Genomic DNA, 11,954 nt, shown 5'->3' on the forward strand with positions numbered 1-11,954 from the left:
GTTCAGTCGCCGAGACGTGCGATCCACGGATGCCCTGGGTGAGCGGTCTGCAACGCGGAGGACAGCCATTCCCGATAGCGCGGTTCCAGCATCGGCACGGTGTCGTCGAAGTCCTTCTGGTCCTTCGGGCGCATGCCGGGCGCCTTGTGCAGGAGCTGGATCTCAGGTCGCAGCCAGAGCAATCCCTCGCTCTCCCACAGGATGTCGGCGAACGGCAGACGGATCCGCGGGTCCCGCTTGTATGTCCACATGTCCTCATCGGTATCCATCAGGATGACGTCGAACTCCCACGGCGAACGGCCGTCGCGGCGGAGCCACAGATTGCTGCACGTCGGCGACGGCGACGTCGTCGCCTCGATCAGAGGCGTGAGGGTTCCGCGATCCGCCGCCCAGACATCGAAGACACCCGCGAGATGGGCACGGAGCGTTCCCGCGTGTCGGCGAGGAACACTCGGATCGATGTCGGCATGCGCTCGCTCGACACCAGTGAAAGCCTGTATCGCCCAGCCCCCTGCGATCCACCACGGACCCGGGTAATCGGCGAGAACCTCGGCGAGATGCTCCGGCCGCCGCGCCGCCCACGGTCCGTACAGGCGGGACAGTTCGGCATCATCCATGACGACACTTTATGGGTGCCGTGGGCGTCCGCCCCGCTGATCAGCCCGCAGGAACGACGGTCGTCGTCATGACGAGCAGTTGCGGATCGCTGAGATCGAGGGCGACCGTGACGGCAGCCAACTCCGCGAGCGAGGCGACGTGGGTTCCGCCGCACAGGATCGAGGCCGTCCCCTCCGGCAGGTCGCACTCCCACCGGCGGCGATCGATGATCGTCTCGCCCTCGGTCACGATACGGCTGGTCGCCGCTGAGGCGACCCACCCCGCGAGCCGGTCGTTGATCGACGCCTCGCGCTCGGCGAGCGTGGCCGCGAACGTCTCGGTGTCGAAGCCCGCCCTGCGCAGGCTCTTGCCCAGCCGATAGGTGTCCACGCTCCCATCCGGCGCGATGCGGCTCGTCTGATTCGCGCGCCCCTCGAAATCGGGGTTTCCCAGCGCGTCCGCGCCTGGATCCTTGCGCCACAGATCCGCGACCGACAGATCGAGCGCGAGCGAGGCCAGATGACAGGCGGTGTGAGCCCGGCTCAGCGCCGCGCGGCGCGGCGCATCCACCTCCAGCACGACTTCCGCGCCTTCGATGAGCCCGGCCGGCGCCGCTCCTGCGAGGATGTGCGCGACGAACCAGGTCCATCCCTCGCCACCCCGCTTGACGGGGATATCCGTGTCCAGCGCGAACGCGCCCTCATCCGAGGCCGCGGCCATCACGGTATCGGCGAGGTCCACCCTGGCGTCACCGACAAGCAGCGTCCCCGTGTCGCCCGGCTGATCCGGCCAGGTGTGATCGACCGGGTGGAACGGCGTCTCGTCGACGATGACCACCGCACCGGCCGGAGACGACTCGACGCGCGTGACGACCGCGTCACCATGAATCGCACCGGAGGCGAACGTCACGCGCGTCGCAGCCATCAGTGGCCCGGCGGGATCGTGAAGCTCGCCAGCTTGCCGGCCGAGACCACGAAGATCCCGTCCGACTCGCCGTTGAACACGCTGCTCGACCACCCGAACCGGATGCGGGTCGTCTCCCCCTCCGTCTCGGCGGAGAGCACCGTCATCTTCGCGCCGGCGCCGATCGCATCGCTACCCGCCCAGCTGCGGACGCCCTCAGGACCGGAATTGACGGTCCCCCAGTCGCTCACGTAGCCGTCGGGCGTGAACGCGGCGACGAACGCCTCGGTGTCCGCGGTGTTGATCGCATCCACCATCGCCTGCACCGGCGCTGGCACAATCACTTCAGCCATCTCTTGCTCCTGCTTTCATCAGTGTCGAACTCCCCGGGTCCGTGCGGCGCCCCACGCCGTCGATGATGATCAGGCCGTGATGACCTGGGCCGTGCCGAGCGGAGCATCCGGCCCCATCTCGTCGGCGATCCGATTCGCCTCCTCGATCAGGGTGGCGACGATGTCCGCCTCAGGGACGGTCTTGATGACCTCGCCCTTGACGAAAATCTGCCCCTTGCCGTTGCCGCTCGCGACGCCGAGATCGGCCTCGCGCGCCTCGCCCGGCCCGTTGACGACGCACCCCATCACAGCCACGCGGAGCGGAACGCTCATGTCCTTGAGCCCCTCGGTGACATTCTCGGCGAGCGAGTAGACATCGACCTGGGCACGCCCGCAGGAGGGGCACGAGACGATCTCCAGGGTGCGCTCGCGCAGGTTCAGAGACTGCAGGATCTGGTGCCCCACCTTGACCTCCTCGGCAGGCGGCGCGGACAGCGAGACACGGATGGTGTCGCCGATGCCCTCGGAGAGGAGGATGCCGAACGCTGTGGCGGACTTGATCGTGCCCTGGAAGGCCGGCCCCGCCTCGGTGACGCCGAGGTGCAGGGGCCAGTCGCCTCGTTCGGCGAGCATCCGATACGCCTTGACCATGACGATCGGGTCGTTGTGCTTCACCGAGATCTTGAAGTCGTGGAAGTCGTGCTCCTCGAACAGCGAGGCCTCCCAGACGGCGCTCTCCACGAGCGCCTCCGCCGTCGCCTTCCCGTACTTCTGCAGCAGGCGCTTGTCCAGCGAGCCGGCGTTCACACCGATGCGCAGCGAGACGCCGGCGGCCTTCGCCGCCTCGGCGATCTTGCCCACGTTGCCGTCGAACTCCCGGATGTTGCCCGGGTTCACGCGCACGGCGCCGCACCCGGCATCGATGGCGGTGTAGATGTACCGCGGCTGGAAGTGGATGTCGGCGATGACCGGGATCTGACTCTTCATGGCGATGATCTTCAGCGCATCCGCGTCGTCCTGGTGCGGAACGGCGACGCGCACGATCTCGCATCCGGATGCCGTCAGCTCTGCGATCTGCTGCAGCGTCGCGTTGATGTCGGTCGTCTTGGTGGTCGTCATCGACTGGACGCTCACCGGCGCATCGCCTCCGACGAGGACCTTGCCGACCCTGATCTGCCGGGACTTTCGGCGAGGGCTCAGGACTTCGGGGACGCGAGGCATTCCAAGATTGACTGCAGGCACCCCACAAGATTACGCCGCCGACACCCGGCCAGGCTGGATGCGCGCAGTGTGATAGTTTCGGCGCATGCTCGTGCGCATCAGCTGGTGGCCCGCCTCCTAGGCGGTGTCTTCGCGTTCGCACGAATCAAGACCGCCTCCGGGGCGGTCTTTTCATTGAGCCGAGCCGGATGCCCGATCCTCAGGAGACGTCGATGATCACACAGCTCGCCGAGCTCACCGCCGACCCGAACGCGTCGTTCGTGCTCATCGCACGCGACGGTGCGGAGAGCGTCGAGCTCCTCACGGGTTCCGTCACCGACGTCGACCTCCTCGCCGACATCCCCCTCGACGCCGACGGACGACCGCAGGAGGTCTTCGCCCTCGTGCCGTACCGGCAGGTACGCGAACGCGGGTTCGAGGCGCAGGACGACGGCACGCCGTTGCGCTGCCTCATCGTCGACGCGCATGACAGCATCCCGACGCCCGAGCTGGTCACGGCGCTGCCCGACGCACCCATCGCCCTGCACGAGGCGGGTTTCGACATCTCGGACGAGGAGTACGCCGCCACGGTCGAGACCGTGATCGCCGAGGAGATCGGGCGCGGAGAAGGCGCCAACTTCGTCATCCGACGCGACTACACGGCGCGATTCGACGGCGATGACCGCATCGCCGCACTGACCTGGTTCCGAGCCCTCCTCGAGCACGAGCGCGGCGCGTACTGGACGTTCGCCGTCATCACGCCTGGCCACATCGCCGTCGGCGCCAGCCCAGAGGCGCACGTGGTCGCGCAAGACGGCATCGTGACGATGAACCCGATCTCCGGCACCTTCCGGCATCCGGCGGGCGGCGCGACGAAGGAGACGCTCGTCGAATTCCTCTCCTCCACCAAGGAGACGGAGGAGCTATTCATGGTCGTCGACGAAGAGCTGAAGATGATGAGCGCGGTCTGCTCGGACGGCGGCCGCATCACCGGGCCGCATCTGAAGCAGATGTCCCGCCTCACCCACACGGAGTACATGCTCCGCGGTTCCAGCCGCCTCGACCCGCGCGACATCCTCCGCGAGACGATGTTCGCCCCGACCGTCACGGGCTCCCCGATGCAGAACGCCTGCGCGGTCATCCGCAGGCATGAGCGGCAGCCGCGCGGCTACTACTCCGGCGTCGCTGCGCTGTTCACCCCGAACGCCCACGGCGGTCACGATCTGGACGCCCCGATCCTCATCCGCACCGTGTACGTCGGAGACGGTGCGCTGCGCGTGCCCGTCGGCGCGACCCTCGTGCGCCACTCCGATCCGCAAGGAGAGGTCAGCGAGACGCACGGAAAGGCGGCCGGTGTGCTCGGCGCGATCGGCGCCATCGCTCGGGATGCCGGGCCCGCGGCGGACGCGGATGCTCCTGCTCGGCCCGTCGACCTCGCCGCGGACGACGATGTCGCAGAGCTGCTCGCCTCCCGCAATGCGCGCCTGGCCGACTTCTGGCTGAATCCGCAGACCGATGATGGGACCGCCGGTCCGTTCGCCGGCCGCACCGCGCTCGTCGTCGACGCGGAGGACCGCTTCACCACGATGCTCGCGCACCAGCTGCGACACCTCGGTCTCGACGTGCGCATCCTGCCGTGGAGCGCTGCGACGGATGCGGATGTCGATGCCGCCGACCTCGTCGTCGCCGGCCCAGGACCGGGCGACCCTCGCGATGAGACGAGCCAGCGGATCACCAGGATGCGCGACGTGGTCTCACGCCGCAGGATCCAGGGGCGACCGCTCGTCGCGGTGTGCCTGAGCCACCAGATCCTCGCCGACTCGTTCGGGATCGATCTCGTCCCCCTGGACAGCCCCCACCAGGGCTTGCAGAAGACCGTCCCCGTGTTCGGCGAGGACGCGTCCATCGGTTTCTACAACACGTTCACGGCGCGCGTCGCCCCGGGCACGGAGACGGTCGGGGTGTTCTGGGGTGCGACAGACGGCAGCGCACAGGGATCGTTCGAGGCCGAGGTGTCGGCGGATGCCACGACCGGCGACGTCTACTCCCTCCGCGGCGAGCGCTTCGCCAGCGTCCAGGGACACCTGGAGTCGATCCTCTCCAAGGACGGCATCCGCACCCTGGAGCGCCTCGTCGCCCACGCACTGGCCTGAGCTGAGCGGTCGCTCGCTGAGCCTGCGCCTCCCGCTCGCTTAGCCGTGCCTCCCGCTCGCTGAGCCTGCGCCTCCCGCTCGCTGAGCCTGTCGAAGCGTACGTCAGCCCCCGAGGACGTCGACCGGGTTGAACAGGTCCGCGACGAGCAGCAGGGCGCCCATCGCGATGAGCAGCGTCGCGACGACCACCGTGAGCGGAACGAGGCGCGTGGCGTCGACCGGCGCCGGCGCAGGGCGCCGGAAGAGCTTCGCCCACGCCCGGCGGATGCCGTCCCACAGCGCGACGACGACGTGCCCTCCGTCCAGCGGGAGCAGCGGGATGAGGTTGAAGACGAACAGGGCGACGTTCAGGGAGCCGAGCAGGTTCAGCAGCACGACGAAGCGGTTCAGCACCGGCGCATCGGTCGCAGCGACCTCGCCGGCGATCCGCCCGACGCCGACGACGCTGAGCGGTCCGTCCGGGTCCCTCTCCCCTCCCGTGAAGGTCGAGACGGCGACCTCCCAGAGCCGCACGGGCAGTGTCGCGATCATCCTGGTGACGCGTCCCGCGGCTTCCATCGTCTGCTCGAAGCCGGTCGTGATCGGCTGAGGGACGAACCCCATCTGCGAGCTCATGCCGACATAGCCGACCTCGGCGACGCGCTGCTCGCCGGCGTCGTCGAGCAGGGGCCTGCCGGAGGCGTCGGTGAGCGCGCGCTCGGCCGAGATCGGGGTGACGGCGAGCGTGACGGGCTCGCCGTCTCGATCGACCACCACGTCCAGCCGCTGTCCTGCGGACGCCTGCACGATCTCGGTCGCCTCTGCGAACGTCGACACCGGAGCACCGTCGATCGACACGAGCACGTCTCCGGGGAGTATCCCCGCCTCGGCGGCCGGGGTCGCAGGATCGTCCGCCGCGCATTCCGTCTGTGTGGTCCCTGCCGGGAGCACACACTCCGACACGGCGGCGATCGTGGTCGTGCCCTGCTGCAGGCCGATCCCCGAGGCGAGCACCGTGAAGATCAGGACGCCGAGGACGAGGTTCATGAACGGCCCGCCGAGCATGACGATGATCCGCTTGTACACCGGGAGCCGGTAGAAGACCCGCTCCTCCGCGCCGTCCGCGATCGTCTCGTCGTTGGCGGTGCGCGCCTCCTGCACGAGCGTGCGGAAGACGCCGCGCGCAGGCTTTCCCGATGCGGATGCGGGGTACATCCCCGACATGGAGATGAAGCCGCCGACGGGCAGCGCCTTGAAGCCGTACTCCGTCTCTCCGATCCGCTTGGACCACAGCCGTGGCCCGAAGCCGATCATGTACTGCCCCACGCGCACGCCGAACAGCTTCGCCGGGACGAGGTGACCGATCTCGTGCAGCCCGATCGAGATGCCGAGACCGACGAGCATGAACACGATGCCGGCCACGTAGAGCAGGATTTCCACCAGATCACCGTACTGGCTTCGAGCGAGGAATCGGCTGAATAGACTGGTCGGGTGACCCGCAGGCAGCTCAGACTCGTGCGCGCTGCCGCCGCATCCGGCATCGCGACGATCCTCGCAGCCGTCTCTCACACGCTGGGCGGCGGGATGCCACCGCATCCGCTGCTCGTCCTCTCCGTCTCCGTCCTGCTGGTCCCCGCGGCCGCCGCACTGGTCGGCGGACGCCTCTCCGCGGCACGGCTCGCACTGACGGTCCTCGTCGCGCAGCTCGCTTTCCATCTCCTCTTCCATGCCCTCGGCGGTGGTCTCTCGACCGCCCCCGGGGGCATCACGGCCGTGCACGACCACGCCCCCGTCGTCCTCGGCCCCGTGGTCGCCGTGGCGCCGGCGGATGCGCCGATGGTGCTCGCGCACATCTGCGCCGCCGTGCTGACCGCTCTCCTGCTCTGGCACGGAGAACGAGCGGTTCGTCGAGTCTTCGCCTGGGTCCAGGCGCGGCTCCTCGCACCGCTGCGTGTGCCAGCTGCCCGACATGACGTTCCCGGCATCCCCACCGCTCCTCTGCTCCCGCCGTCGCTCGCGCCGTTGCGTTCGAGCGTCGTGCGTCGTGGTCCGCCCCTGGCATGATCGCTCGTCGCGTACCCGGTACACCGCCGACGCGACGCCTGCCGCGCTGTGCGCGGCGATGATCATCGCGCCCTCTGACGGCGCATCATGCAGACCAGAAAGCGACACTCATGTCCCGTACCACCCGTACCCTCCGCCGCGGCGCCGTCGCGGCCCTCATCGGCACCGGCCTCGCGCTGGCCGTCCCCTCCCTCGCCTCCGCACACGTCGGAGTCTCCCCCGACGCGCTCGCGCCCGACGCTGCCACGGTGCTGACGTTCTCCTTCACCCATGGCTGCGAGACCTCGCCGACCACCGCGCTGCGCATCACGATGCCGGAGGGGCTCGCGTCCGTCTCGCCCACCGTCGATGGCGATTGGAAGATCGCCGTCGACCGCGGAGATGACGGCCTCGTGACCGCGGTGACCTACACCGCGAACACCCCGATCCCGAGCGATCTCCGGGGAGCCGTCAGCATGCAGGTGCGGCCCGCGGAGGATGCACCCGAATCGTTCGCGTTCCCCGTCGAACAGCTCTGCGAGACGGGCGTCAACGAATGGACCGAACTCGCCGCCGAGGGAGAGGACCCGCACGAGCTGGACTCGCCCGCACCTGTGGTGAGCCTGCAGGCCGCCGACGCGGACATCGCGGATGCCGGTCACAGCGATCACGCGGCCTCTGGCGGTGCGCAGGCCTCCGACGCCGGGATGGACACGTCCGACGCCTCGGCCCCCGTGGGGATCGCCCTCGGCGCCGGCGGTCTTGTCGCAGGGCTCGCCGCCCTCATCGTCGCGATCCTCGCCTACCGGCGTCGCACAGCCTGATCAAGGCTCCGCCTCCTTCCTGGTGAGACGGCGCAGATCTGCCCCGAGGGGGGGTCCGCGCCGTCTCGGAGCGGCCCGCGGTGCCTGAGTCGGCCGCTCGCGGCCGGGCAGACGGCTGACGCGCGAGCGGCCCGTGAGAAACTGGAGGCGCCATGAGCACCGCATCCGCACCCCTTCCTCCCGTTCTGCGACCGGAGCATCCCCGCCGCCGACCGCTCAGCGAGCTCGCCGAACGCTTCGGCTTCGACCTCGTCGGCGACGCGAGCGCCGTCGATGTCCTGGGCATCACTCTGGCGACCGCGGACCTGCGCGCCGGGGAGGTCTTCGTCGGCATCCGCGGAGCGCGCGCGCATGGTGCCGAGTACTCCTCGGCGGCCGCGGAGCGGGGAGCCGTCGCCATCCTCACGGATGCCGAGGGCGCCTCGATCGCTCGCGCGAGCGGACTCCCGGTCCTCGTCACCGAGGACCCTCGTGCGGTTCTGGGTGAGGTCAGCGCGTGGTTGTACGGCACCGACGAGTATCTCCCTCAGCTCTACGGCACGACCGGAACCAACGGGAAGACGAGCGTCTCGCACATCCTCGAGGGGATCCTCGGCCAGCTCGGCGTCGTGACCGGGCTCAGTTCCACGGCCGAACGGCACATCGCCGGTCAGACCATCGTGTCGCGGCTCACCACCCCCGAGTCCTCCGAGCTGCACGCGCTGCTCGCCCTCATGCGCGAGCGCGAGGTGCAGGCCGTCGCCGTCGAGGTGAGCGCCCAGGCCCTGTCACGCCACCGCGTCGACGGGCTCGTCTTCGACGTCGCAGGCTTCACGAGTCTGACGCACGACCATCTCGACGACTACGGCGACATGGAGACGTACTTCGAGGCCAAGCTCGCCCTCTTCCGCCCCGACCGCGCGCGGCGCGGCGTCGTCTGCGTGGACACCGCCTCCGGCTGGGACGTCGTGCATCGCGCGGAGATCCCCGTCGTCACCGTCGGTGCTCCGCAGCTCGCCGCCGATCCGGATGCCGCGTCGAGGGCCGACTGGACGGTCGCGATCCTCGACGAGGATCAGCGCGGCACCCGCTTCACGGTCCGCGCGCCGGACGGCCGGGAGATCACGACATCGATCGGCGTGATCGGCCCTCACATGGCGGCGAACGCCGGGCTCGCGATCGCGATGCTCGTCGAAGGCGGCTTCGACGTCGCCGACATCGCGGCTGCACTCGAGCGGGACGGACGCATCGATGCGAATCTCCCGGGACGCACCGAGCTCGTCTCCGGCCCATCGGGCCCTGCCGTGTACGTCGACTTCTCGCACACGCCGGACTCCTTCGAGAAGACGCTCGCCGCCGTGCGCAAGATCACTCCGGGGCGCGTGCTGATGATGTTCGGCGCCTCCGGCAATCGCGACGCGCTCAAGCGCCCGGCGATGGGACGGATCGCGGCAGAAGGGGCGGACATCGTCATCATCACCGACCACCACCCCCGCTACGAGGCGCCGGCACCGATCCGCGCCGCCCTGCTCGAGGGAGCACGCAGCGCGCAGAGCGGAGCGGAGATCCTCGAGATCCCCGCACCGGAGGACGCGATCCGCGCGGCGGTCGGGATGCTCGGAGACGGTGACGCCATCCTCTGGGCGGGTCCCGGCCACCAGGACTACCGGGAGATCGATGGCGTGCGGACGCCGTTCTCTGCGCGCGAGCTCGCCCGCCAGGCTCTGACGGAGGCCGGCTGGCCTGCGTGAGCCTGCCGGGCCGCACGCGTTCGAACCCGCCTCAGGGACGCGGCGGACGTCGATTCACCCGCGGGCGATGAGTCGATCGGCCCGCTCGCGCGCCCACCGCTCCGCTTCGGCGAGCGAGGCGACGGTGAGCGTCTCAGGCGGCTCGTGCGCGTCGACGACGGCGGCGATGGTGTCGACGATGCCGAGGAACGCGAGGCGTCCGTCATGGAAGGCGTCCACGGCCTGCTCGTTGGCGGCGTTGTACACCGCGGGATAGGTGGATCCGGCGCGTCCGACGCTCTTGGCCAGGGCGACAGCGGGGAATGCCTCGTCGTCCAGAGGCTCGAAGGTCCAGTTGGTCGCCGTCGTCCAGTCCAGCGGCCGGCCGACGCCTCCCACGCGATGCGGCCAGTCGAGCCCGAGCGAGATCGGCAGACGCATGTCGGGAGGGGATGCCTGTGCGATCGTCGAGCCGTCGACGAACTCGACCATCGAGTGGACGATCGACTGCGGGTGCACGACGACGTCGATGTCGTCGTAGTCGACATCGAAGAGCAGATGCGCCTCGATCACCTCGAGCCCCTTGTTGACCAGCGTCGCCGAGTTGGTCGTGACCACGCGGCCCATGTTCCAGGTGGGATGCGCGAGCGCCTGATCAGGCGTCACATCGGCCAGCTCCGCTCTCGTGCGTCCGCGGAACGGGCCGCCGGATGCCGTGACGACGAGCCTTCGCACCTCATCCCGGCCGCCGGAGCGGAGCGCTTGGGCGATCGCCGAGTGCTCCGAGTCGACGGGGACGATCTGGCCATCGGCGGCGAGGGCCTTCACGAGTGCGCCGCCCACGATGAGCGACTCCTTGTTCGCCAGCGCGAGCGTCCTGCCCGTCTCCAGAGCCGCGAGCGTCGCCCCGAGCCCGATGGAGCCGGTGATCGCGTTCAGGACGACGTCGGCCTCCACCTCGCGGACGAGCTGCTCTGCCTCATCGGCGCCGAGGGCGGTGTGCTCGACCCTGAACTCGGCGGCCTGCTCCTCGACCAGCGCCGCATTCGATCCCGCGGCGAGGCCGACCAGCTCGAAGCGACGCGGATTGGCCCTGATGACGTCGAGGGCCTGCGTGCCGATGGAGCCGGTGGAGCCGAGGACGATGACGCGACGCATGGTCACAGCCTAGGCGCGTGTCACTGCTGGACGGGCGTCGTCGCCAGGATGTCGATCACGAAGACGAGCGTCTCTCCGGCGAGCTCATTGGATTCCGAGGGCTCCGCACCGTAGCCGTCTGCCGGCGTCATCACGACGAGAACCTGGGATCCGACCTTCTGCCCCTCGAGCGCCTTCTGGAAGCCCGTGACCACGCCGGTGGTCTGGAACTGGGTAGCCGCCCCCCTGCTCCACGAGGAGTCGAACGACTCGCCGTCGCTCCACTTCACACCCATGTACTGCACCGCGACGAGGTCGCCGGCCCCGACCGTCGTGCCATCGCCCTGCTTGAGCACGGCGATCTCGGTCTCCGCGGGAGCATCCCCGTCGGGGATCGTGATCGTGGGCTCGCCGTTCTCGGCGAGTTCGACGGTCGGCATGCCGTCGACGGGAGCGACGTCCTCGCCAGTGGCGACGAGAGGCAGCTCTTCGATGGCCTCTGCGACGACGACGACGTTGCTCGCGCCCTCGCCCAGCACGGTGCTGGGCAGGGCGAGCACGACCTGCGAGCCGAGCGGGATGCACTCCAGGGCCGCGACGAAGAGGGACGACTGCGAGGTCTCGAGCAGCACGGGCAGGACGCCGTCCGTGCCGCGCTCCGAGGAATCGAGCACCTCGTTGGTGGCCGCATCGATGATCCGGTACTGCACCGAGACGAGGTCGTTCACCTGCACGTCGACCCCCGAGCCCTCGGAGACGACGGTGCGCTCCACATCGGCGAAGGCGGCGTCCGCGGGGATCGTGACGGTCGCGTCAGCACCTTCCCCCTCGAGCGTGATGGCGTCGGAGGTCTCGCCGGGCTGCGCGTCCAGCGCGCACTGGGTCTCGGTGCCCGCATCGGGGGTGCTCGTGGACTCCGGCGTGCCGCTCGAGCCGCAGCCGGCCAGGACGAGGGTCGCTGCCGCGACGGTGGAAAGCAGGACGAACGGGCGGGTGCGCACAGTGAAACCTCGGGCTCGGGAGCTGGAACCTCCCCATCCTGTCGCATCCGCCTTTGCCCTCGCTGGGAGACACGGT

Annotated in this window: 11 protein-coding genes; 4 read left to right on the forward strand and 7 right to left on the reverse strand. The window is 69.6% G+C overall.

Going from position 1 to position 11,954, the window contains the following annotated elements; genetic code table 11:
* Positions 1–2: 2 nt before the first annotated feature.
* The 4 genes from ACWGJP_RS13365 to ispG form a co-directional block, all read right to left on the reverse strand.
* The gene (locus tag ACWGJP_RS13365; protein ID WP_452330266.1) at positions 3–617 is read right to left on the reverse strand and encodes a nucleotidyltransferase domain-containing protein; all 615 of its coding nucleotides are present in this window, start codon (positions 615–617) and stop codon (positions 3–5) included.
* Between the two features lie 40 nt (positions 618–657).
* Positions 658–1,521: a hypothetical protein gene (locus tag ACWGJP_RS13370; protein ID WP_452330267.1), complete on the reverse strand. Its 864-nt coding sequence runs from the start codon at positions 1,519–1,521 to the stop codon at positions 658–660.
* On the reverse strand, positions 1,521–1,853 hold the full coding sequence (locus tag ACWGJP_RS13375) for a nuclear transport factor 2 family protein (RefSeq protein WP_452330268.1): 333 nt from the start codon (positions 1,851–1,853) through the stop codon (positions 1,521–1,523). The genes ACWGJP_RS13370 and ACWGJP_RS13375 overlap by 1 nt, the downstream gene beginning before the upstream one ends.
* A gap of 69 nt (positions 1,854–1,922) precedes the next feature.
* Positions 1,923–3,053: a flavodoxin-dependent (E)-4-hydroxy-3-methylbut-2-enyl-diphosphate synthase gene (gene ispG, locus ACWGJP_RS13380; RefSeq protein WP_452330269.1), complete on the reverse strand. Its 1,131-nt coding sequence runs from the start codon at positions 3,051–3,053 to the stop codon at positions 1,923–1,925.
* Positions 3,054–3,265: 212 nt separating this feature from the next.
* On the opposite strand from ispG, the gene ACWGJP_RS13385 reads away from it, so the two are divergent.
* A complete protein-coding gene (locus ACWGJP_RS13385) occupies positions 3,266–5,185 on the forward strand; it encodes a chorismate-binding protein (RefSeq protein ID WP_452330270.1) in 1,920 nt (639 codons plus the stop codon).
* A 102-nt stretch (positions 5,186–5,287) separates the two neighbouring features.
* On the opposite strand, the gene ACWGJP_RS13390 is transcribed toward ACWGJP_RS13385, so the two are convergent.
* Positions 5,288–6,604, reverse strand: a complete 1,317-nt coding sequence (locus ACWGJP_RS13390; RefSeq protein ID WP_452330271.1) for a M50 family metallopeptidase — start codon at positions 6,602–6,604, stop codon at positions 5,288–5,290.
* A 51-nt stretch (positions 6,605–6,655) separates the two neighbouring features.
* Between ACWGJP_RS13390 and ACWGJP_RS13395 the strand changes: the two genes are divergently transcribed.
* From ACWGJP_RS13395 to ACWGJP_RS13405, 3 genes are all read left to right on the forward strand, one after another.
* Positions 6,656–7,228 (forward strand): hypothetical protein, encoded by a 573-nt coding sequence (locus ACWGJP_RS13395; RefSeq protein ID WP_452330272.1) that lies wholly within the window; start codon positions 6,656–6,658, stop codon positions 7,226–7,228.
* A gap of 110 nt (positions 7,229–7,338) precedes the next feature.
* Complete coding sequence (locus ACWGJP_RS13400; RefSeq protein WP_452330273.1) at positions 7,339–8,031, forward strand: YcnI family copper-binding membrane protein; 693 nt, start codon at positions 7,339–7,341, stop codon at positions 8,029–8,031.
* 152 nt (positions 8,032–8,183) lie between these two features.
* A complete protein-coding gene (locus ACWGJP_RS13405) occupies positions 8,184–9,761 on the forward strand; it encodes a Mur ligase family protein (RefSeq protein ID WP_452330274.1) in 1,578 nt (525 codons plus the stop codon).
* 54 nt (positions 9,762–9,815) lie between these two features.
* Here the strand turns inward: ACWGJP_RS13405 and dxr are convergent, their stop codons facing one another.
* Both dxr and ACWGJP_RS13415 read right to left on the reverse strand, forming a co-directional pair.
* Positions 9,816–10,898, reverse strand: a complete 1,083-nt coding sequence (dxr, locus tag ACWGJP_RS13410) for a 1-deoxy-D-xylulose-5-phosphate reductoisomerase (RefSeq protein WP_452330275.1) — start codon at positions 10,896–10,898, stop codon at positions 9,816–9,818.
* Between the two features lie 20 nt (positions 10,899–10,918).
* Positions 10,919–11,878 carry an FKBP-type peptidyl-prolyl cis-trans isomerase gene (locus tag ACWGJP_RS13415; RefSeq protein ID WP_452330276.1) on the reverse strand — a complete coding sequence of 320 codons (960 nt, stop codon included), beginning with the start codon at positions 11,876–11,878 and terminating at the stop codon, positions 10,919–10,921.
* Positions 11,879–11,954 lie beyond the last annotated feature (76 nt).

It is taken from the genome of Microbacterium sp. NPDC055903 (assembly GCF_053615555.1).

Bases quoted from the DNA above. Each gene is read 5' to 3' on its own strand.
- ACWGJP_RS13365 (WP_452330266.1), bottom strand. From the start codon at position 617: ATGGATGATGCCGAACTGTCCCGCCTGTACGGACCGTGGGCGGCGCGG.
- ACWGJP_RS13370 (WP_452330267.1), bottom strand. From the start codon at position 1,521: ATGGCTGCGACGCGCGTGACGTTCGCCTCCGGTGCGATTCATGGTGAC.
- ACWGJP_RS13375 (WP_452330268.1), bottom strand. From the start codon at position 1,853: ATGGCTGAAGTGATTGTGCCAGCGCCGGTGCAGGCGATGGTGGATGCG.
- ispG (WP_452330269.1), bottom strand. From the start codon at position 3,053: ATGCCTCGCGTCCCCGAAGTCCTGAGCCCTCGCCGAAAGTCCCGGCAG.
- ACWGJP_RS13385 (WP_452330270.1), top strand. From the start codon at position 3,266: ATGATCACACAGCTCGCCGAGCTCACCGCCGACCCGAACGCGTCGTTC.
- ACWGJP_RS13400 (WP_452330273.1), top strand. From the start codon at position 7,339: ATGTCCCGTACCACCCGTACCCTCCGCCGCGGCGCCGTCGCGGCCCTC.
- ACWGJP_RS13405 (WP_452330274.1), top strand. From the start codon at position 8,184: ATGAGCACCGCATCCGCACCCCTTCCTCCCGTTCTGCGACCGGAGCAT.
- dxr (WP_452330275.1), bottom strand. From the start codon at position 10,898: ATGCGTCGCGTCATCGTCCTCGGCTCCACCGGCTCCATCGGCACGCAG.